We start from the raw sequence: 22819 nt of genomic DNA, 5'->3' as shown, positions 1-22819 counted from the left end.
ACCTACATCTTTTCCATATTGAATGTCATGCTTTCAATCACTTCAACCAAGGTACGTGCCGTATCAAGTGATGTCAGGCATGGAATACCGTTCTCGACAGACTCTCTTCTGATCCTGAATCCGTCTCTTTCGACCTGTTTCCCTTTTGTCATTGTGTTGATCACGATCTGCACGCTGCCGTTTTGGATATCCTTAAGCAGACTGTTCTCCTTTTCCCGCACCTTATCGACGGTGAGGCAGGAAATGCCGCGTGACTCCAATGCCTTTCCGGTACCTTCCGTAGCCATTATCCTGAATCCGCATTGTGACAGTCTATGGGCGAGTGCCACTGCTTCTTCCTTATCCTTATCTGCCACTGTGAACAGGACGGTTCCGTGGTCTTTAACTTCCAATCCGCTTGCTGCCAATGCCTTATACAACGCTTTGTTCAAGCTCATATCCTTGCCCATCACTTCACCGGTCGATTTCATCTCTGGTCCAAGTGTAATATCCACATTCTTCAGTTTGCTGAAGCTGAAGACCGGTGCTTTAACGTGATAACCATCCTGGAATGGCACCAATCCCATCGGATGTCCAGTATCCTTCAAGTTCACTCCCAGTATTGCTTTCATGGCAAGGGCGGCCATAGGCACTTCAGTGATCTTGCTCATGAACGGCACTGTACGGCTGGCGCGCGGGTTCACTTCGAGGACATACACTTCGCCGTCGGCTATGACGAACTGAATATTGATGAGTCCTACTGTCTTCAATCCAAGCGCCAATTTCACCGTATAGTCCTTAAGCCTATCGATTTCTGCTTCGCTTAGTGTGACAGGCGGGTAGACCGCGATAGAATCTCCGGAGTGCACACCGGCCCGTTCGATATGTTCCATGATTCCAGGAATGATGACATTTTCGCCGTCACTGATCGCATCCACCTCTATCTCCTTGCCAGTCAGATATCGGTCTATCAGAACCGGGTGCTGCGGTGAGGCCTTTACGGCATCACGCATGTAATTCTTCAATTCCCCACTGCTATGGACGATCTCCATCGCACGGCCTCCCAAGACATAGCTTGGACGGACTAGAACCGGGTAGCCGATCAGTTCAGCGTTCTCCAATGCCTCCTGTTCGTTGGTGGCAGTCTTGCCGAGAGGCTGCGGTACATCTATATCGCGCAGCAGTGCCTCAAAGCGTTTCCTGTCTTCGGCGCGGTCCAGATCATCAAGGGATGTGCCGAGGATCTGGACCCCCGCTTCTTCCAAGCCGTCGGCCAGATTGATGGCCGTCTGGCCGCCGAACTGGACGACTACGCCTTTTGGCTGCTCCAACTCGATGATGTTCATGACATCTTCATGGGTCAGCGGTTCAAAGTACAGTTTATCGGATATTGAGAAATCCGTGGAGACGGTCTCGGGGTTATTGTTGATGATTATAGCTTCATAACCGGCTTCCTGGATTGCCCATACTGCATGGACGGTGGCGTAGTCGAACTCCACACCCTGACCGATCCGGATCGGACCGCTTCCAAGTACGATTATCTTTTCCCTCGTGCTGACCACTGATTCATTTTCAAGTTCGTAAGTACCATAGAAATATGGAGTATTCGACTCGAATTCAGCCGCACATGTATCGACCATCTTGTAGACTGGCATGATGCCCTTCTCCCTGCGCATGCCGAAGATTTCCTCTTCTTCCATATTCCAGCGGTGTCCGATGACCTTATCGCTGAAGCCGTAGGTTTTAGCCCATTTGAGATGATCGAGCGACCCCGGGTTTTCCTTCAGCTCATGCTCTATTTCGATGATGTGTTCAAATTTCCTCAGGAAGAATAGATCTATTTTCGTCCACTCATGGATGGTCTTCTTATCTACGCCCCGCCTTAATGCCTCACCAATATAGAACAGTCGTTCATCACTCTGCTTCTTTATCATGTCGTTGATGTAGTCCAGTTCGAATTGGTCTCCATTAGGTAACCCGAGGTGATGGACACCGTATTCCAGTGAGCGGATTGCCTTCAGCAGGGATTCTTCATATGTCCGTCCGATAGCCATGACTTCACCGGTAGCCTTCATCTGTGTGCCGAGTTTCCGTTCTCCCTTTTCGAACTTATCGAACGGGAAGCGCGGAATTTTTGACACTACGTAGTCGAGGGTCGGTTCAAAGGCGGCATAGCTTGTACCCGTCACCGGATTGATCATTTCATCAAGTGTCATGCCGATGGCGATTTTTGCTGCAAGTTTTGCGATCGGATATCCGGTTGCCTTGGAAGCAAGGGCGGATGAGCGTGATACCCGTGGGTTCACTTCGATGATGTAGTAGTCGAAGGAATGGGGATCAAGTGCAAGCTGGACGTTGCATCCCCCTTCTATGCCCAGCTCGCGTATGACGTTGAGCGACACATCACGGAGCATCTGATGCTCTTTATCGGTTAATGTCTGGGTGGGTGCGACGACGATGGAATCTCCGGTGTGGATGCCGACGGGGTCGATGTTCTCCATATTACAGACCACAATGGCATTATCGTTCGAGTCGCGCATGACTTCATATTCTATTTCCTTGAATCCTGCGATTGATTTCTCCACAAGGCACTGGCCGACAGGGGAGTACTTCAGCCCATTTGCGACAATCTCATTCAAGTCGGCATCGTTATAGCAGATGCCTCCACCTGTACCGCCCATCGTGAATGCCGGGCGCACGATGAATGGATATCCCACGCGCTCCTGGAATGTTTTCGCTTCATCGAGCGTGGTAATGATGTCCGAATCCGGTACCGGTACCGCCATCTGGTTCATCAGCTGCCTGAAAAGATCCCGGTCTTCTGCCTGTTTGATGGATTCGAGCCTTGTCCCGAGCAGTTCAACACCGTTTTCCTCAAGGATGCCCAGACGGTCGAGCTCAACCGCCATATTCAGGCCAACCTGCCCACCGAGCGTCGGCAATAGTGCATCCGGCTGCTCCTTGCGGATGATCCTGGCAATGAAGTCCGGCGTCAGTGGTTCGATATATACAACATCAGCTATTTCCTTATCCGTCATGATGGTCGCTGGGTTGGAGTTGACGAGAATGACGCGGTACCCCTCTTCCTTCAATGCCAGGCATGCTTGGGTGCCTGCGTAATCGAACTCTGCAGCTTGGCCGATGATGATCGGACCGCTGCCGATGACTAGAATTGTTTTTATATCTTGACGTTTAGGCATGGTTGGCCTCCTTTTGTTTCATCAATTTCACAAATTCGTCGAACAAGTATTCAGAGTCATGGGGCCCTGCACCCGCTTCCGGGTGGAACTGCACCGAGAATGCCGGGTACTCAGTATGGCGTAGTCCTTCTATCGTCCTGTCGTTAAGTGCCAGGTGGGTGACCTCGAGGCCTGTACCGACCAGTGAGGCACCATCTATCGAAAAGCCGTGGTTCTGTGAAGTGATTTCAATCTTTCCGGTGGCGAGATTCTTAACCGGATGGTTGCTGCCCCGGTGACCGAACTTCATCTTATATGTCGAAGCACCGCAAGCGATTCCAAGTATCTGATGGCCTAGGCAGATTCCAAAGAGCGGGATGCCAAGGAGTGCCTTGACGGTCTTGACCTGGCCTGGTATATCGGCCGGGTCCCCAGGACCATTCGAAAGCATTATGCCATCAGGTCTCATCTGGATGATCTCATCCGCTGTCGTGTCGTGTGGCACGACCGTCACATCACAGTCGAGTGCATTCAGCTGTCTGACGATATTTTCCTTCTTTCCGTAATCTATCAGCACCACCCGCGGGCCGGTGCCTGTAGAGATATACGGATTCTTGGTGGATGCACGCTTTACCTGGTCGGTCCTGAAGGAGGAATGCTGCAGAAGCTCGATCAGGTCTTCGTGATAGGCCTCATCTGTAATCACTGCCTTCATGACCCCGCCGTTCCTCAGTTTTCTTGTGATGCTGCGCGTGTCGATGCCGCTGATTCCCGGTATATCATGTCGCTTCAGGAATGTATCCAGCGTTTCCGTCGTGCGGAAGTTCGATGGGTCTGTACAAGCTTCCCTTACAACAACCCCCCTAGCCGTCGCCTTCAGAGATTCGTTGTCCTCTATATTGACGCCAGTGTTACCGATCAGCGGATAGCTGAAGGTGATGATCTGATCGGTATAGGAGAGGTCGGTGATGATTTCCTGAGCCCCAGTCATGGCAGTGTTGAAGACGAGCTCGCCTTCCGCTGCCTTCTGGGCGCCGAAAGGATACCCCTCATATACGGTGCCATCTTCCAAAACAAGATATCTTCTCTCTTTAATCATCATGCTTCCCCCTTATAAGTGATATTTCCGTCGACGATGGTCATGTAGATGTCCGAAGTCAGTTCAATTCCGTGGAAGGGCGTGTTGCGTGCCTTTGATAAAAATTTTGATTTGTCGAGGACATATCTCTTTTCGAGATCAACAATCGTGATATCGGCGGCTCTGCCGACCTTGAGCACGCCCATCTCAAGTCCAAACACTTCCGCTGGCCTGACTGTCAACCAATCGATTAGCTGCTGCAGTGTGAACACCCCCGACTTGACAAGCTTCGTATATAGGAGCTGGAATGCATTCTCACTGCCGGTGATGCCAAACGGTGCCGTGTCCATGCCGACCGACTTCTCTTCCTCTGCATGCGGAGCGTGATCTGTTGCAATGAAGTCTATGGTCCCATCCTTCAGGCCTTCAATCAGGGCGTGACGATCGTCTGATGCTCTGAGTGGTGGGTTCATCTTGAAGTTCGGGTCGTCCTCCCTGATGTCTCCTTCGTCAAGCACCAGGTGATGTGGCGTCACTTCCGCCGTCACACGGATGCCCGCTCGTTTGGCGTCCCGTATGACCCGCACACTTTCTTTGGTGCTTACATGACAGACGTGATAATGGCACCCCGCTGCTTCCGCCAGCAGTACATCGCGTGCAATCTGTACGGATTCAGTCACTGACGGGATCCCCTTTAATCCCAACCGCTCGCTGACCCCGCCTTCATGGACTGCGCCGCCGTGAATCAGTGTGTTCTCTTCAGTATGGGCGACTATCGCCATGTCTATACGGGCTGCTTCCTTCATTGCACGAAGCATCATATCGGCACTTTGGACGCCTACACCATCATCTGTGAAGGCAAATGCACCAGCGGCTTTAAGTGCGTCAAAATCGACCAGTTCATTGCCAAGTTGACGCGTCGTGATGGATGCATAAGGCAGTACCTTTACACTGGCGCTTTCTTCGATGCGCCTTTTGATATCGGCCATCGTCTTCTCATTGTCTGGCACAGGTCGTGTGTTTGGCATTGGACATACTGCGGTGAACCCTCCGCGAGCTGCCGCTCTTGTGCCAGTTTCAATCGTCTCCTTATGCTCACCGCCGGGTTCCCTCAAATGAACGTGGACGTCGACGAAACCTGGCGTGATGAGCTTGCCCCTACAATCGATGATCTCATCCCCCTGCTCGATTTGAGGGGCCATGTCCACTATTTCTCCGCCGTCAATAAGGATGTCCATCCTGACCTCACCATTTTCTGTCGCCACTGTGCCATTCTTCAAAAGTACTGTCATTATCCTTCACTCCTAAGTATGTCTTGTATTACACTCATGCGCATGAACACACCATTATTCATCTGCTCGAAAATGACTGATCGCGGGCTCTCTATCAAACGCCCATCTATTTCAACGCCGCGGTTGACTGGTGCAGGATGCATGATGATGGCGCCCTGCTTCATCCTTTGGTACCGCTTCAGGGTCAGCCCGTATTGATTATGGTAACTGCGCTTCGTAAAATCCGCCTGATCACCATGGCGTTCGTGCTGGACACGCAGCAGCATGATGACATCGCACGACTCCACCGCATCGTCGAAGTCCACGTACTCCCCATCCATTTCCTTGTCGCGCCACGCTTCCGGTCCGCTGAAAACGACCGTCGCACCGAGCTTCTTTAGTGCCTGTTGGTTGCTGCGGGCGACTCTGCTGTGTGATATATCACCCGCCATAACCACTTTCAACCCTTCAAAAGTACCGAATCTATCGTATATCGTCATTAAGTCGAGAAGCGACTGGGTTGGATGTGATCCGCTGCCATCCCCGCCATTGATGACTGGGATCGATAGGCCATCCAGATCGTCATAGTAGGCGGTCATAGCGTGGCGTACAACAAGTGCATCACATCCTATGGCTTCCATGGTGCGGCACGTGTCGTACAATGATTCTCCTTTAAGCACCGAACTGTGGTCCGCATTGAAGGGGATCGAGTGGATGCCGAGCCGGCTTTCAGCCATTTCAAAACTGGCCTTGGTCCGTGTGGAAGGTTCAAAAAATAGATTTGATATATACTTCTTTTCCTTAAATGGCTCAAATTTCCCGGCTTTTATCGCCTGGGCGCGTTTGATGAGCCTCATGATATCGTCAGTCTGTAGTTGTGTCATCGACAACAGGTTGTCCATCACTAACCGGCACCTCCTTAGGCAGGATCGCATTTAGCAGTATCCCTGCAACAGCCGCAAGCGCCATCCCTTCAAGGTTGAAAGGTATGTTGCCGATCGTGAAATCAAGGTGCGCTTTTCCGATTCCTACGACCAAGATTACAGAAGATATGACCAGATTGCGTTTTGAATCCAAGTTCACCTGCTCATCTATAAGCATCCTCAAGCCGCTTGAGGCGATGATGCCAAAAAGTAGGATCGACACCCCACCCATGACAGGGGTCGGTATGCTCTGGACAATGGCTGTGAACTTTCCTATGAAGCCTAGTATGACTGCAAGGACGCCGGCCCCTCCGATGACCCAGACGCTGAATACGCGCGTGATCGCCAGTACTCCGATGTTTTCCCCGTAGGTCGTAGTCGGTGGTCCTCCAATCAGGCTTGAAAACATTGTCGAGACTCCGTCCCCGACTAGGGAACGGTGCAGGCCCGGCTTTTTGAAGAAATTGCGTCCGACGATCTTATTGATGACCATCTGGTGGCCGATATGCTCACTCACTGTGACGAACACGATCGGCAGCATCACGACCATAAGTCCGAGGTTCCAGGTCGGATTGTATGAGACGAACGGGAGATGGACGTCCGGGAGCATGAACCAGCTCGTTTCGATAATCTGTGTGAAGTCGACGATGCCCACTAGTACAGCTGTGATGTATCCTCCGATGATACCGATCAGGATGGGGATCAGGGATAGTACCCCGCGCAGGAATATCGAAGCGCAGATCGTGATGATGAGCGTCACCGCCGCTACAAATATGTAGAGCATACTGTAGCCTTCCTGATTGCCCGAATCCGTATACATCGCCATATCGACCGCAACCGGTGCAAGGCCGAGCCCGATGACCATGATGACCGGTCCGACGACTACTGGAGGCAGCAGGTTCATCAGCCAATCTATGCCGAAGCCCCTTATCGCGATACCGATGATGATATATAGTACTCCGCTGAAGAATAACGCTGTCAGCACTTCGCCTAGACTATTTGCTCCAAGCGCAATTGTAATGGGCAGTATGAATGCGAAGCTTGAGCCAAGGTATGCTGGTATCTGCCCTTTCGTAATGAGTATGTAGAGCAGGGTGCCGATGCCGCTTGCAATCAGAGCCGCGGATACCGGCAACCCCGTCAAGTACGGCACAAGCACCGTAGCACCGAACATTGCAAATAGATGCTGTGAACTGAGCATCAACCATTGGGCAGGCTTTGGCTTATCCTGCACATCGAGTATGGGGGAGACACTTTTTGAGTAGATTTCTTCTGGTGATTCTTTGGTCTGCATTTCAGCCGTCCTCCTGTTATCTGCTTAATAGAACTTCGTTGACTGCGTCGTGCTCCTCTAGATGGACATCTATCTTCTCTTCTTTGGCAGTCGGGATATTCTTACCGACAAAATCGGCGCGGATCGGCAGTTCCCGATGCCCTCGGTCGATTAGTACAGCCAAGGAAATCTTTGAAGGTCTGACTTCATTCAATATCGCATCCATCGCGGCGCGGATCGTCCTGCCCGTAAAGAGTACATCATCGACGATGACTACATGCTTGTCATCAAGTGACACTCCGATGTCTATGGCACTGCCGGCGCGTTCTTTCTTCCTGTCATCACGATAGCCTGTTATATCGATTGTGCCTGTCGGTATCTCCACGCCGTCTATCTCAGTAATCTTCTTTTGAAGACGTTCCGCAAGATACTCACCGCGTGTTTTGACTCCAAGGAACACCAGTCCTTTAGTCCCTTTATTATGTTCCAGTATTTCATGCGACATGCGGGTAAGCGAGCGTGTAATTTGTGATTCATCCAGTATCGTTCGTTTGTCCACCTAAATCCTCTCCTCTAAAAATGTATAAAAAAATACTCATGTCCAAAGACATGAGTATACACGTATCCTGATAAATATACACTTATCCCTAAGTGTACCCGGTTATATCACGTCTTTGAAGCCTCACGGGACTCCTTTTAAAGACATTCATATTCACTTTTCTTCAATAGTCTAGCCTTAATACAGAGTGAAGTCAAGCATTATTCCGATAAAGGTGTCAATGTTTCTAATACATCTTCGAATGGTTCAGGCAATGAATCGCTGAATTCCATGTACTCACCATTTGTTGGATGGATGAAGCCGAGCGTCCCCGCATGCAACATCTGGCCATCTGTATTCAACGTCTTCCTTGGACCATATTTCGGATCCCCGACAAGCGGATAGCCGATATATTTCATATGGACGCGGATCTGGTGGGTCCGGCCCGTCTCAAGGATGCATTCTATCAACGTATACCCTTCATATCTTTCTAGCACATTGAAATGCGTTGTAGCATCCCGTCCAGAATCGATGACTGCCATTTCCTGGCGTTCCTTTGGATTTCTGCCGATCGGCGCTTCAATGGTTCCCTTATCGTGTGGGATGGTACCGTGTACAAGTGCTGTATACTTCCTGGTGACACTTTTATCGACGAGCTGATCGACCAGTGCACGATGGGCCACATCATTCTTTGCGACCATCAGCAACCCACTCGTATCCTTATCGATGCGGTGCACGATGCCTGGCCTCAGTTCTCCATTTATACCTGAGAGGTCATCAAGCTGAAACATCAGGCCATTGACAAGCGTTTCCGAATGGTGGCCGGCAGCAGGATGGACCACCATGCCTTTAGGCTTATTCACAACGGCTACATCATCATCCTCATAGAGGATTTCAAGGTTCAGGTCCTGGGGGGTGATGTCAGCCTCCACCAGTTCACGTTGATGGACTATGATGACATCATCAATTTTGACCTTATAGTTCGGCTTGACGGCCTCACCATTCACTTCAACAAGTCCATCCCTGATCCTGCCCTGCATATCACTGCGTGAAGTATCGTCCAATTTCTCTGCCAGCAGCCTGTCGATTCTTTGGCCACTGTCCATTTCATTTGCTTTAATTTCCTGCATCCGTGTCACCTTTTCCTATTATAAAGAATTCCAAAATCATCAATATCACACCAATTGTGAGTGCGCTATCAGCAATGTTGAATATCGGGAAATCGTAGAACACGATCAGCACATCGATGAAGTCCACTACTTCCTGGAATAATATGCGATCGATGAAGTTTCCGAGGGCACCGGCCAACAGCAGGGTGAGCGCAAGCTGCAGCAGTGTATTCCCTTTCGCCTCCTTGACATAAACGTAGATCAATATACCAAGGACCAGCAACGTCACCAAATAGAAGAACAGCATCTGACCCTGGAACATGCCCCATGCCGCCCCACTGTTGCGGTGGGAAGTCAGCATGAAGTACTTGCCGAGGACCGGCACGGATTCCCCTTCCTGCATGCCGGTCACAACAAAGTATTTCGTCAGCTGATCGATTGCCAGTACAGCTAGACCGATCAAACTCATTGGAATGATTCTATATGATTTCATAATAGCCCCCTAGAGCTGATCCACCACTTCGCGGCAACGTGGACAGATGTCGTCTTCGCCACCATCGATGGATGGCGCTGTGGAATAGTTCCAGCAACGCTCGCAGCGTGTGCCTTCAGCATGTACGACTTTGACTTTGATATTATCATATTGTCTACCATCTTCAAGTGACTCTACAACTTCCACTTGAGAGACGATAAAGAGCTGTTCGAGACGACCATTGATGTCAGAATAATTCATGTCGTCTGGCTGTGTCACATATACTTTCGCTTCAAGTGACTTGCCGATGACCTTGTCATTACGGGCTTCTTCAAGCGCCTTCAGCACATCATCCCTGACATCCATGAAATGTTTCCATTTTGCAGTGAGTGCCGTATCGACTTCTTTCGCCTCAGGCAGGTACTCGAGATGGACACTTTCCATTTCGGTATACGGCGTATGCTGGTAGATCTCTTCAGCCGTGTGTACCAGAACAGGTGCAAGCAGACGGTTCAATCCAGTCAATATGGAATACAGCACTGTCTGCATGCTGCGGCGTATATGAGCATCCTGTTTCTCAATGTAAAGGATGTCTTTACCGTAGTCGAGATAGAAGTTCGACAAGTCGACATTGATGAAGTTCTGAAGTGACTGGTACATGGTGACGTAATCATAGCGGTCATAACAGTCACGCATCAGATTCACCATTTCGTTGAAGCGTTGCATCATGAACTGGTCGACTTCCTTCAATTCATCATAAGCGATTGCATCCGTTGAAGGATTGAAATCAGACACATTCCCGAGCAGGAAGCGGAAAGTATTCCTTACTTTGCGGTAGACTTCAGACACCTGCTTCAGGATATCATCTGAAATCCTGACGTCTTCCTCAAAGTCAGAAGACATCACCCATAGCCTGATGATATCTGCCCCCATCTGTTTCATGATCTTCTCCGGCAGGATGACATTGCCGAGGGATTTCGACATCTTCTTGCCTTGACCATCCATGACGAATCCATGGCTCAGGAGTTCTTTATAAGGTGCGATGCCTTTAGTTGCAACACTGGTGATGATTGAGGAGTTGAACCACCCACGGTACTGGTCGGACCCCTCGAAATAAAGGTCCGCTGGGTATGTCAGGTTATCGCGTACTGTCAGTACACCACGGTGGGTCGAGCCAGAATCGAACCAGACATCCATTATATCTTTTTCTTTTGTGAATTCACCGTTTGGCGAACCTTCATGTGTGAAACCTTCAGGCATGAGGTCTTTTGCATCCCACTCGAACCAAATGTTCGATCCATGTACTTCAAACAATGATGCGACATGCTCGATGACTGCAGCATCAACTATCTCCTGTCCATCTTCTGCATAGAAGAAAGGCAATGGTACACCCCATACACGCTGACGTGAAATTACCCAATCACCACGGTTTTTGATCATGTTGTACATGCGTTTCTGGTTCCATTCCACTTGGAATTCAGTGTCCATGACCGCCTGGAGGATATCTTCACGAACATTTTTGATTGATGCGAACCACTGTGGCGTTGCCCGGAATATAACCGGTGTTTTAGTGCGCCAGTCATGAGGATAAGAATGCGTATAGAAGCCGAGCTTAACCAGAGCACCTGCTGCTTCAAGGTCTTCCGTGATCACTTTATTGGCGTCATCATAGAAAAGCCCTGAATACTTGCCCGCTTCATCCGTGAAGACGCCTTTATCGTCTACAGGACTGATTACATCGAGTTCATATTTCTGGCCGATGATGAAGTCATCGTCACCATGTCCAGGAGCAGTATGGACACACCCTGTACCTGCTTCCGTTGTGACATGTTCACCCAGCACGACAAGGCTTGTGCGGTCATATAGTGGGTGTTTGGTCGTGACGTACTCCATTTCTGAGCCTTTGATTTCTTTTGTACGCGTCACTTTATCCTTATCGAATTCGACTTCTTCGCAGAAATGGTCCAGAAGCGCTTCAGCCACTACATATTCCTGACCTTCGTAATTGATTTGGACATAGTTCAACTCAGGATGTACTGCAATGCCTGAATTGGATGGAATCGTCCATGGCGTCGTCGTCCAGATGACCATCTGCACGCCTTCATCAAGTACGCCTTTGCCATCAGCCACTTTAAAGCCAACATAGATTGAAGGAGAGCGCTTATCCTTATATTCGAGCTCCGCTTCAGCCAATGATGACTCACTGACCGGGGACCAGTAGATCGGTTTTTTCCCTTTATAGATAAGACCCTTTTCGACCATATCCTTCAACACACGAATCTGTGCGGCTTCGAATTCAGGTTTATAAGTGACATAGGGGTTGTCCCACTCGCCATCGATGCCCATGCGTTTGAAGCCTTCGCGCTGCTGGTCGATCTGCGTGTCGGCAAATTCGATGCATTTGTTTCTGAATTCCTCGATCGACATACTTTTACGGTCGACACCTTTATTGGTGAGTGCCTGTTCTATCGGCAGTCCATGCGTGTCCCAGCCGGGTACATATGGTGAGTAGTAGCCGCGCATCTGCTTATTACGGATGATGATGTCCTTGATGATCTTATTCAAGGCGTGTCCCATGTGCAGGGCACCATTGGCATAAGGCGGGCCATCGTGGAGCACATAAGGGGTGTTTCCTTCATTGAGTTTCAATTTTTTCTCATAAAGGTTTATTTCTTCCCATTTCTTCTGCATCTCCGGCTCTTTGTTTACAAGGCCGCCACGCATTTTGAACTTGGTTTTCGGCATGAGCAGTGTATCTTTATAGTCCATTTTCCAAACTCCTTTTTTATTTGGTAGATGATTTAAAAAAACTCTGGCCAGTGTCAATAGGGGCGAAATTCTCCGCGGTACCACCCTGATTGACTCTGGTCCAGAGTCCACTCGTTACAGTCATTAAAATACATCATTAGTGATTTCAGAAGCACCTTATGTGCCGGGGCTCCCACCTTCCCCCGGTCGCTGCATCCATAATGCATGCTTCCCTGTCTAACAATACTATTATTATGCTAAATATCCTTCAATACGTCAACACATCATTATTCCTGGTTGCGCTCTTTATCCTCCAGATCATCGACGCGGTGTTCCTGATTCTTTTCGAAGTCGAGCAGGTAATCCCAGTCATCCGATTGCAGCAGGTCGAGCTGTGCCTCCACGAGCATCTTGAACCGTGCACGGAAAATTTTGGATTGCCTTTTCATATCTTCCGTCTGGCTCGAGATATGCCGGGCTCTGGCAAGCGCATCATCAATGATGCGTTCGCGTTCAGCATCTGCAGCTCGGATGATTTCTTCTGAACGCGCCTGTGCCGTTCGTTTCGCTTCATCCCCTGCCCGCTGCGCCGTCAGGATGGCCTCGTTGATGCTTGTTTCGACGGTCCTGAAGCTGTTCAGATTCTCTTCCTTCTCATCGAGCATGCCTTCCAACTGCTTTATCTTCTCATCGCGACTGTCGATTTCAGACTGCATCGCCTGTAGATGCTCTCTTACTTCCCTTTCATCCAAACCACGGTAAACTGTTGGAAATTTACGATTCAGAGCTTCTTCTCTATCCATTTTCTTCACCTCAATTGACTAATACCCTACCCGTCCCTATATATCCGGGCCATAAGGCGATATTTACCCTTTTTTGTTTCAGCAATTATTGATGTAATCTTAAAACGGCCAAAATGCCGGACAGAAATGATGTCACCGGATTCAACCAGGAACGCCGGATTCGAAGTCAGGGTGTGATTCACCTTCACCCTGCCCTTTTCCACGCGTTCCTTGGATTTTGAACGCCCTTCACCGACGGCTTCTGAAATAATTGCGTCCAATCTGAAGGATGAGACGAGCATGTGTTTATCTTTTCCTTCATCAACTGCTTCCATGAACGCGGCGTGCGGCACATCATTAAGTGTGACTGGTGCATTTTTGATCCTCTCAAGGCCTTGTTCGAAGACTTGACGATACGGTGCTGCATAAGCGAATTGAATGTGGGCTGAAACGACTATATCACCAATCAGTGAACGGTCGACTCCAACATTCATAATGGCACCGAGGATGTTGCGGTGTGTAAGGCTGACGAACTTTTTGGGATAATCGACTTCGAAGATCCCGATTTCAAATTCTTCAGGAGTAACTTCCAGAAATTCCGGAATAATCATCGCCCTTTGACGCTCGCGTTCACCGGGTCCACCATAAAACTCGACGTACAGATCGGGGTGGCGCCCAGACAGACTCTCGACGATCAACCTCTCTCTCGGATCCAAAAAATCGAGGAGTACCGGATAATAATCCCTCGCAGCAATCTCGAACTTGCCATTGAAATACGTTATTTTCTCATATTCTTCTTTTCTGAAATGCTGATAGACTTCCCTCAATCCAGAGCCCTCCTGTAAAATATCGGAAACGCCCTCATGATAATCATCGGGAAACGATTAGATCATAAGGGCGTCCGGCATCATTAGTAATTCAGGTTCTTCAGACCAATGCCTGTACGATAACCCTGAATATCGCATTCAGGCCGCTCAAGAAAAGGTTCATGGTCAAAATCGCAATGATCGGCGACAAGTCCAACACTCCTCCAATTGGTGGGATGAGTTTTCTGAACGGCTCAAGTATCGGCTCATATACTTTTCCGAGGATTCTTCCGAAAGCAGACTCCCGGAGGCCCGGCAGCCAAGAACTCAGAATATAGATGATCAATCCCCAGAAAAATATTGGAAAGACGGTGTTTATGAACCTTTGAACGAAAAATACTATATCTATTAACAGTTGGTTATCCAAACTCATTCTCCTTACATTTCTTCAGTCTGATTCTTTTCCTGGCTGATTTCCCCTTTAACGCCGACACTATTTGGCGTACATAGGAAAATATCAGCGCCGACTTTTTGGATATCTCCGTCCAAAGCATAGACCGTGCCGCTCAGGAAGTCAACGATGCGCTTTTTCTGGCTGTGATCGACTTTGGAGAGGTTGACGAGAGCCGCCCGTTCATTCTTAAGCTCATCTGCAATGTCCTGCGTTTCCGAGAACACTCTCGGTTCAAATAGGCATACTTTTGTATTGCTTGCTTCAGCACTCATCAAAGTAGTCTCCTTGTCCCTTGTATTGGATTGCTTCTTCTGGTGTCTTGGTTCTCCGGAGCGGCGGTCTTTCTTCCTGAATGATGGAGAGACCGGGGCACTGCCCTGCTCCATCTGTCGAGGTTCGCCAGACCCTTCATTGACTTTTTTCTTTTTTGACTGGTCAAGTTGCGTCACTTTGCTGTTCTGCTGTTTTGGCTTGTTTTCTTCAACGGACTCTTCTTCATCATACTCCACAATGAAGATGTCCTTGAAAAACTTTTTTATGGCCATGGCATTCACCTGCTTCCCATTAGTTTGCTGCCAATGCGTACATAAGTCGCCCCGTGCTTTACTGCAAGAGTGTAATCGTTGCTCATCCCCATGCTGAGTTCGTCGATCTGGACGTTATCCCCATTGACTTCAGCAAGGGAATCACGCAACTCCGCCAGGCGCTGGAAGACACCTTCCACACGGGTCGCATCGTCCGTGTCCGGAGCCATGGTCATCAGACCGATGACTTCCACCTTTTCATAAGATTTCATTCTCTCCAGGAAATCGGGGACATCTTCCGGCGCCAAACCATGTTTGGATGCTTCTCCGGATACATTCACCTGTAAGAAGCATTTTACAGCATGAGAGCTGTATTGTTCAATTTTTTTCGCGATGCTCTCCCTATCCAAAGAATGGAGATAGTTGAGATGCGTAATGACTTCCTTGACCTTACGGGATTGGAGTGTACCTATGAAGTGTATTTCAGCATCTTCCGGAAGTGCCCTGCGCTTTTCAAGGAAGCCTTCCACACGGTTTTCACCAAAGTGACGGATGCCAGCCTCATAAGCCTCCAACGCTTCATCCACAGTGTGGTATTTGGTCACTGCAATCAAGTTGACGGCATCACCGATTTCATTTTTAATATCTTCATAATTCTTTTTGATCATTGTTCTTCCTCCCAATAAAGGCAAGGGCCCGTCCCGTATTGCCTTGTTCAGTCCTATATGAAAAGAAGGTGCTGGTATCTTCAGTGCCAAGAGGTGTTAGATGAATTCTTTCATTCAGTACACCAGCAAGCCGGGCCTGATGTCCATTCACCTTTTTCAGATCGAGCTTAAAACCTTCGGCTGTCCGGGTGATGGCATCATCAGGCACACTTGTCATCCCCAGTGCATTGATGACATTTTCGTCCACCTCATAGCAACTTCCATTGATTGCCACGCCTATAACAATATTCAAGTCAGCCGGATCACCACGATAGGATCCGATCAGTTTTCTTGTTATTTCTGATGCAGTGCCCCGCCAGCCTGCATGGGCCAGTCCGATGAAACCATCCGTCTCGCTGAAAGCATAGACAGGCACACAATCTGCATAATTCATGGTCAACAAGGTATCCGCATCATATGTATATAAGGCGTCCACACCTGTAAGCATATCTGTGCGCCTACGAATATTGGAACCCCCATCTTCAGCATGGACTTCTTTGACGGTACTGCCATGCTGTTGGATTGGGGCTACCCAACTTTCTGGAGGAAAACCGATATGGCTAGCCAGCACATCCTGATGATGATGAATGTTTTTAACATCATCATCGATGTATAGAGCCATATTGAAAGCTTCTGATGGGTAGGGACTGGTCCCACCGGTGCGCTTCGTATAGCCGAAAGCGATATTGCCGAGACTATTGCCAACATGATGGCGATAGTTATTGAACTTCATGGTCCACCTCACAAAACAAGTCAGAAAGGGACACCTTTCTGACTTGAAAACTTTTCTATCTTCTGCGTCTCGAACGGTTCCTTAAGAACGTAGGCACTTCGTAATCATCGTCCTGTGGTGTGTTGTCTCTCGCCTGGAAGTCACGCTCTCTAGGTTCTTCGTTTCTGGAAGGGTTCGGTTGGATGATTGGATCCTTCTTCTCTTCCCTCTCAGGAGAACGGTTGACGGATTTCTCATTAAAACCTGTAGCGATGACAGTTACGATGATTTCATCCTCAAGTTCTGGGTTGATCACCGTACCGAAGATCATATTGACATCCTCATCTGCAGCGTCCTGTACAACGTCTGCCGCTTCCTGGGCTTCAAACAGGGAAAGGGATTCCCCACCGGTGATATTCATGAGCACACCTTGCGCTCCGACGATGGAAGTTTCCAACAGCGGACTGGAAATTGCTTTCTTCGACGCTTCTATTGCGCGGTTCTCACCGCTTGAAACACCTATACCCATCAACGCGGAACCTTGGTTGTACATGATTGTCTTAACGTCCGCAAAGTCCAGGTTCACTTCCCCTGAAACCGCGATCAGGTCGGAAATACCCTGAACACCTTGACGGAGTACATTATCCGCTTCTTTGAATGCTTCCATCATAGGAGTGGATTTGTCGACGATATCAAGTAGGCGGTCATTCGGAATCACTATCAGCGTATCGACAGCCGCCTTCATCGCATCAACTCCAGCTGATGCCTGAGTTTGACGCTTCCTGCCTTCGAAAGAGAAAGGACGCGTGACGACGCCGACTGTCAGCGCCCCCATCTCCTTTGCTATTTTGGCGACAACTGGGGCAGCACCTGTGCCCGTGCCACCGCCCATGCCTGCTGTTACAAAGACCATATCAGCACCTTGTATCGCATCTTCGATCTGTTCCCTGGATTCTTCAGCTGCTTTCTTCCCGATATCAGGATTAGCGCCTGCGCCCAGTCCACGTGTCAATTTTTCACCAATCTGGATTTTCGATTCTGCCTTCGACAGATTGAGTGCCTGACCATCTGTGTTGATGGCGATGAATTCAACATTCTGCATACCGTCGTCTATCATGCGGTTGACTGCGTTGTTACCGCCGCCACCGACACCGATCACTTTAAGTGTTGCCATATGGTTGAAGCCTTGCTCGAATTCTAACATTATTTTATTTCCTCCCAGTCATTCATCTTACTGATTCTACTCGAATAGATTTTTAAAGAGTTTTTTCATATAGCCACGGTAGTTTTTGTCTTCACCCTGACGTTTGTCTGCACTATCCCGGTTGTCCATGTCTTCCGATCTATCATCATATGAATAATCGGCGTATTCTTCGGAAGCGTTTTTTGATTGATCAACAGACCCGCTGTCCGCGTCGTGTGATTCCTGCTCTCTGCGCTTGTTGAAGAGTCCGGTGAAGAAGTTTCCTGATGACTCCTCATCAGCGGCATGCCGGACAGTATCCGACTCTGTATCATAATTATCAATTGTAACATATTCAAGGAGTTCATCAAACATTATTCCGCTTGAAACTGTAGCGATGGCGCTTGAAAACTCTGGTTTCCTGGCACCCATTTGATTCGGTATATGAACGCGGACTTTTTCTGATACGAGATCCTGCATCAGTTCTTTGATGCCAAGAAGGTTCGCTGTGCCTCCTGTAACGACAAAGCCACCACTTACTTTGGTGATCTGATTTTCCTGTAGGACCCCAAAAACATCCATAAAGACTTCTTCCATCCTCATCTCTATGATGTCTGACATATCCTGAGGCGTAATCTCGATATCAGCTTCGCCATCGCGCTGAGGCAGACGCACGATGTCCTCAGCTGAGGCCAGATCATAGAAGGCATGCCCGTAGTGATGTTTCGCTTTTTCTGCAGCCTCGAGGGTAGTATTGAACGCTTCAGACAAATCCTTCGTTATATGCTTACCGCCTACTGGAAGGCTGCCTGAGGTTTTTAGCGTACCGCGCTCATAATATCCGAACTGCGTCAGTTCATGACCGATATCGATGACCACACCACCGAGCTCGACCTCTGATTCGCTTAGTATATGCGCATAGTTCACAGCATCGGAATAGACATCAAGCACAGTCAATCCAGCTTCTTCCACACACTTCACCGCGTTCATTAAAACAGTCCGGCTGGAAAGCAGTATCCCCGCACTGACAAAGAGTGACTGGGTAGCCATCATCTCTTTCGGATCGGAGACTTCGTGGAGGTCGTCCACTTTGAAGTACACCGGGTAGACGGTCACTACTTCCTTATCACTTTGCACAACCCGTTCCCGGATCGTTTCAAGCATATCTTCGATATGGGTGCCGTTTATTTCGGTTGAATTGCCTCCAAAACGGATTTCTTCCTCTGCAAACTTCAATTCCGTGCCGGCAAGCGGCATTTTCAAAAAGACCTCATCAATATCGACGCCAGATGAAATCTTTGCTTTTTTCACAGTATCTATAATTGCACTTCTCGTCAGGTCAAAATCTCTTATCGTCCCTTTGGATACGCCATCAGTATACGTCTGTCCAGTACCGATGATGTTGACACCGTCATGGAATTTCTCGCCGACTACGGCTTTGACACTGTTTGAGCCGATATCCAGGGCGACATAATAATGTTCCTTCAACTCTTCTGCCTCCTAGTAAGCCATTTCACTCTCTTATATAGTTTACAGTATACTTTTTACATTGTGAACTATTTAAACGTAATAGTCCAGTATAAATGCGGATCGGCAATCATTCATTTTCTTCGCCGATTGACGTCAGTTGCGACTTCAAGTCACCTAGAGTCTTCTCGATATCTTCGATGTAACGAGGCTTTACGGGGTTCTCATAGATTCCTTTTTTTACATCATCCGCCTCTTCGCTGCCATAAGGGAGGAAACTGCTGCCGATTTCGATGTCGATTATGCCACCACCAGGCTCCCCGATTTCTTCTTGCATGCTCAAGTAGTAATCCATCTTCTCATCGATTGTACGGTAATCAGCAACGATTTCCTGGCCATTGTTCATGAAGATATGGATGCGGGTGTCGGTGTTTTCTGAGGGACGGTAATAGATTTCCGAAATCCCCTCAAGAACCTCCCTCTCCATTTTGTTCAGATTATCGATTAGCGCATCGAATTCCTGGCCTTCAAAAAAGTGGAGGATAGGGGCAGTTTCGGGCAGAGCCGGGTGGCCCCTCAACACTTGGGCATTCTCAAGCACAGGGTAGAACAGATCACCCGATGCTACATAGGCCACGGACTCGCGCTCTGAGATGGAAACATTTATCGTGTTTAACCACTGACGTTCAATCGTCACTTCGTCAATTGCCGGAAGCATCGCAATGTTTTCCTCAGCCCTGGAAAGGTTCGCACTGAACATCTTGTCACCCTCTTCAAATTGGAGCCGTTCCATCACTTCCTGATCACTGATCATTTCATTGCCTTCTAAGGCGATTTCCTTTACATCACTTGCACTGCTTACTGCATAATAAATCAGGCCACAGACCGCGAGGAGCAGCGTGATGATGATGCCCAGGAAGAGATGGGTGCGGGTGAGCACCGGCATTTTTAGCTTTGCCTTTTTTCTTTCAGGTATATCCTTGTCCTTTTTAGACCCATCATTTTTTGTAGGCTTTTCGCCCATTCTAAAGGAGATGGTTTTACCTTGGTGGAAGGTCTCTATTTCCTCGTCTGGAATAACCGCCTCTTTCCCCGTTCTGCTTCTAGGTACCTCTTTACGATTCTCACCGTCGACATTAGATGTCCTTTTATCCACACTCTTTTTTGGTTTTTCCACCGGCGGGGGAGTATCCTGCTGCAGCCGTTCTTCTAGCTTGCATGCTTTCTTGTCGCGTTCTCTTTGCTTCAACTTCTGCTTCAGCTCATCTATATCATTATGATTGTCCATGGAATCCCCCCTACCCATCAGTTGTCGAGTGCTGTAAAACCTTCTTTGAAATGATCACCGCGGGCCTCAAAATCTTTGTACTGGTCCCAACTGGCACATGCTGGAGAGAAAAGCACAACATCCCCCGGATGTGCATGATCTGCTGCCCTTATGACACCATCATGCGGGTTTTCCACCACTACCGAGTCAATGCCGAGTTCATCCGCCAACGAAACGAACTTTTCTTTCATCTCACCAAATGCGATGATCAGACGCACATGTTCAAGGTCTGGCACGAGTGATGCAAGAGACTGTCCGCGATCAAGTCCTCCAGCAATCCAGATGACAGGGGAATGGAAACTTTTCAGTGCAAAAGAAGTCGCCAGATTATTTGTCGCCTTGGAATCATTATAATAGCCTACACCTTGGTTAAGCCCCAAATACTCCATGCGGTGAGGTATACTCCCGAAGTGCTTCAGGGTTTCGATGACTGCTGTGTCGGAAGCACCATGGTTTTTAGCGGCCAACAGTGCCGCCAATATATTCTCATGGTTGTGTTCGCCTTCTAGCAGCACCTCATCAACGTCTATCAGTGGACGATTCCGGTAGATGATCATATTATCTCTGATCATGGCTTCTGCGTCCCCCTCAGTCGCAAAGTATTCGATCGAGAGCGTCGTCATTTCTTCGACTATATTCCGTTGACGGCTGTTGAAGACGACTTTTTCTTCCCGCCCCATATTCCTGAGCAGATTCAACTTCGCTTTCACATATGCTTCCTTCGACCCGTGATAATCAAGATGCGCTTCATAGATATTTGTGAATACTGCGGTATCCGGACGGAAATCCCTTACACCCATCAACTGGAAGGACGAGAGTTCCATAACCAATATATTACCAGGCACAGCTTCTCTGGCAGCCTGGGAAGCGGGGTAGCCTATGTTGCCGCACAGTATCGGTTCGAAACCTGAACGTTCCAGCATTTCTCCAATAAGGTGCGTAACGGTGGTTTTACCGTTGGTGCCCGTGATGCCGATGATCGGCACTGGCGAAATATGATACGCGAGTTCCACATCGGTAATTATCGGCACATCTCTTGCTGCCGCTTCTTTCAAAAAGTCGATGGTATAGGGAATGCCTGGATTTTTCACAATCAGTTCAATATCGTTCAGCAGACTCACAGGATGGTGGCCATCGACTATCTCGACTCCCCATCCCTTCAGCTGCTGGCGGATCCCCTCATCAGAAATCACTTCATTCGTTGTAAGCGTCACATTGGCGCCTAACGTGAGCAATGCAGAGATGGCACTTCTGCCACTTCTGCCATAACCAAGTACAAGTACTTTCCTATTCTGATAATCCAGCTTCTCCAATCTAGGCCACCCCCAGTAGGACACCAATGATGCCTGCAACAGCACCAACCGTCCAGAATACAATGACAATCTTCCATTCATTCCAGCCACTGAGTTCGAAATGGTGATGGATAGGCGTCATTTTAAAGATCCTTTTTCCGGTCAATTTAAAAGATGCCACCTGCATCATCACAGAAGCAGTTTCTATGACGAACATGATTCCAATGAGCAGCAGCAGGAGACTTTCATTAAGTACGATGGATACTGTCGCAATGATGCCCCCGAGGGCGAGCGAACCGGTGTCCCCCATGAACAGCCTTGCCGGATATTTATTGTATAGGAGGAAGCCAAGCAATCCGCCGATCAGTATCATCAGGAAGATGACAAGCGTCGTCTCCTCCCGTACCCACGCTATAGCCAGGAAACTTGAAAATGCAATGATTGAGAGTCCTGTCGCCAATCCGTCGAGGCCATCTGTAAGGTTAACCGCATTTGAAAATCCAACCTGCCAAAACACAATCCATACGACGAACAGCACGCCAAGGGGCAGTGTCCAATCCGTTCCTGGAATGCGTAGGGCCGTTTCTATATCCGGAATAGCCTGGGTCATAATGAAATAGACAATCACCGATAGCACAATCTGTGCAAGGAACTTCTGTTTTGAAGATAACCCCCTGTTGTCCTTTTTGACCACAATGATGTAGTCATCTATGAATCCGATGAGCCCAAATCCGATAGTCACGATGATCATGACCAGCATCTTGTAGGTATCATCCACAAATAGAAGCGCAATCAACGATAATATGATTACGGGAATTAGATATGTAAGGCCACCCATGGTCGGGGTGCCCGTTTTAACCTGATGGCTCTCTGGCCCTTCCTTACGTATCGACTGTCCGAATTTCATCCGCTTGAGCAACGGTATCGTTACAGGAACGAGTACCGCCGTCAATATAAATGCGGATATTAAAAATAAATAGTCCATGATATCCTCC

20 protein-coding genes are annotated in these 22819 nt (G+C 48.6%); all 20 read right to left on the bottom strand.

Annotated elements, in window-relative coordinates; genetic code table 11:
* Positions 1-2: 2 nt before the first annotated feature.
* On the bottom strand, positions 3-3179 hold the full coding sequence (carB, locus tag ACZ43I_RS03955; protein WP_344701274.1) for a carbamoyl-phosphate synthase large subunit: 3177 nt from the start codon (positions 3177-3179) through the stop codon (positions 3-5).
* Positions 3172-4257, bottom strand: a complete 1086-nt coding sequence (gene carA, locus ACZ43I_RS03950; protein ID WP_425568288.1) for a glutamine-hydrolyzing carbamoyl-phosphate synthase small subunit — start codon at positions 4255-4257, stop codon at positions 3172-3174. The genes carB and carA overlap by 8 nt, the downstream gene beginning before the upstream one ends.
* Entirely contained in the window at positions 4257-5528 is a 1272-nt protein-coding gene (locus ACZ43I_RS03945; RefSeq protein ID WP_344701272.1) for a dihydroorotase, read from the bottom strand. The genes carA and ACZ43I_RS03945 overlap by 1 nt, the downstream gene beginning before the upstream one ends.
* Positions 5528-6409, bottom strand: coding sequence for an aspartate carbamoyltransferase catalytic subunit (locus tag ACZ43I_RS03940; RefSeq protein ID WP_344701505.1), 882 nt, complete (start codon positions 6407-6409; stop codon positions 5528-5530). Before ACZ43I_RS03940 ends, ACZ43I_RS03945 begins: the two co-directional genes overlap by 1 nt.
* Positions 6372-7724, bottom strand: a complete 1353-nt coding sequence (locus tag ACZ43I_RS03935) for a uracil-xanthine permease family protein (RefSeq protein WP_344701270.1) — start codon at positions 7722-7724, stop codon at positions 6372-6374. Before ACZ43I_RS03935 ends, ACZ43I_RS03940 begins: the two co-directional genes overlap by 38 nt.
* 16 nt (positions 7725-7740) lie before the next feature.
* Positions 7741-8262: a bifunctional pyr operon transcriptional regulator/uracil phosphoribosyltransferase PyrR gene (gene pyrR / locus ACZ43I_RS03930; RefSeq protein ID WP_344701268.1), complete on the bottom strand. Its 522-nt coding sequence runs from the start codon at positions 8260-8262 to the stop codon at positions 7741-7743.
* A 200-nt stretch (positions 8263-8462) separates the two neighbouring features.
* Complete coding sequence (locus ACZ43I_RS03925) at positions 8463-9371, bottom strand: RluA family pseudouridine synthase (protein ID WP_344701266.1); 909 nt, start codon at positions 9369-9371, stop codon at positions 8463-8465.
* Positions 9358-9843, bottom strand: coding sequence for a signal peptidase II (gene lspA / locus ACZ43I_RS03920; protein ID WP_344701264.1), 486 nt, complete (start codon positions 9841-9843; stop codon positions 9358-9360). Before lspA ends, ACZ43I_RS03925 begins: the two co-directional genes overlap by 14 nt.
* A 9-nt stretch (positions 9844-9852) precedes the next feature.
* Entirely contained in the window at positions 9853-12591 is a 2739-nt protein-coding gene (ileS, locus tag ACZ43I_RS03915) for an isoleucine--tRNA ligase (protein ID WP_344701262.1), read from the bottom strand.
* 266 nt (positions 12592-12857) lie between these two features.
* A complete protein-coding gene (locus ACZ43I_RS03910) occupies positions 12858-13373 on the bottom strand; it encodes a DivIVA domain-containing protein (RefSeq protein ID WP_344701260.1) in 516 nt (171 codons plus the stop codon).
* Between the two features lie 26 nt (positions 13374-13399).
* Positions 13400-14179: a YlmH family RNA-binding protein gene (locus ACZ43I_RS03905; RefSeq protein WP_344701258.1), complete on the bottom strand. Its 780-nt coding sequence runs from the start codon at positions 14177-14179 to the stop codon at positions 13400-13402.
* A gap of 100 nt (positions 14180-14279) precedes the next feature.
* Entirely contained in the window at positions 14280-14585 is a 306-nt protein-coding gene (locus ACZ43I_RS03900; protein WP_344701256.1) for a YggT family protein, read from the bottom strand.
* 11 nt (positions 14586-14596) lie between these two features.
* Positions 14597-15157 carry a cell division protein SepF gene (locus tag ACZ43I_RS03895; RefSeq protein ID WP_344701254.1) on the bottom strand — a complete coding sequence of 187 codons (561 nt, stop codon included), beginning with the start codon at positions 15155-15157 and terminating at the stop codon, positions 14597-14599.
* A gap of 5 nt (positions 15158-15162) precedes the next feature.
* Complete coding sequence (locus ACZ43I_RS03890; RefSeq protein WP_344701252.1) at positions 15163-15804, bottom strand: YggS family pyridoxal phosphate-dependent enzyme; 642 nt, start codon at positions 15802-15804, stop codon at positions 15163-15165.
* Positions 15785-16576 (bottom strand): purine nucleoside phosphorylase YfiH/LACC1 family protein, encoded by a 792-nt coding sequence (locus ACZ43I_RS03885; protein WP_344701250.1) that lies wholly within the window; start codon positions 16574-16576, stop codon positions 15785-15787. Before ACZ43I_RS03885 ends, ACZ43I_RS03890 begins: the two co-directional genes overlap by 20 nt.
* A gap of 55 nt (positions 16577-16631) precedes the next feature.
* A complete protein-coding gene (gene ftsZ, locus ACZ43I_RS03880; RefSeq protein ID WP_344701248.1) occupies positions 16632-17759 on the bottom strand; it encodes a cell division protein FtsZ in 1128 nt (375 codons plus the stop codon).
* A gap of 36 nt (positions 17760-17795) precedes the next feature.
* Positions 17796-19226, bottom strand: a complete 1431-nt coding sequence (gene ftsA / locus ACZ43I_RS03875) for a cell division protein FtsA (protein WP_344701246.1) — start codon at positions 19224-19226, stop codon at positions 17796-17798.
* A 109-nt stretch (positions 19227-19335) separates the two neighbouring features.
* Entirely contained in the window at positions 19336-20493 is a 1158-nt protein-coding gene (locus tag ACZ43I_RS03870; RefSeq protein WP_344701245.1) for a cell division protein FtsQ/DivIB, read from the bottom strand.
* Positions 20494-20510: 17 nt separating this feature from the next.
* Entirely contained in the window at positions 20511-21845 is a 1335-nt protein-coding gene (gene murD, locus ACZ43I_RS03865; protein WP_344701243.1) for a UDP-N-acetylmuramoyl-L-alanine--D-glutamate ligase, read from the bottom strand.
* A gap of 1 nt (position 21846) precedes the next feature.
* Positions 21847-22809, bottom strand: a complete 963-nt coding sequence (gene mraY / locus ACZ43I_RS03860; protein WP_344701241.1) for a phospho-N-acetylmuramoyl-pentapeptide-transferase — start codon at positions 22807-22809, stop codon at positions 21847-21849.
* Positions 22810-22819: the final 10 nt, after the last annotated feature.

The organism is Salinicoccus jeotgali, assembly GCF_055379195.1.
This window is presented reverse-complemented; position numbering and strand designations above follow the sequence as displayed.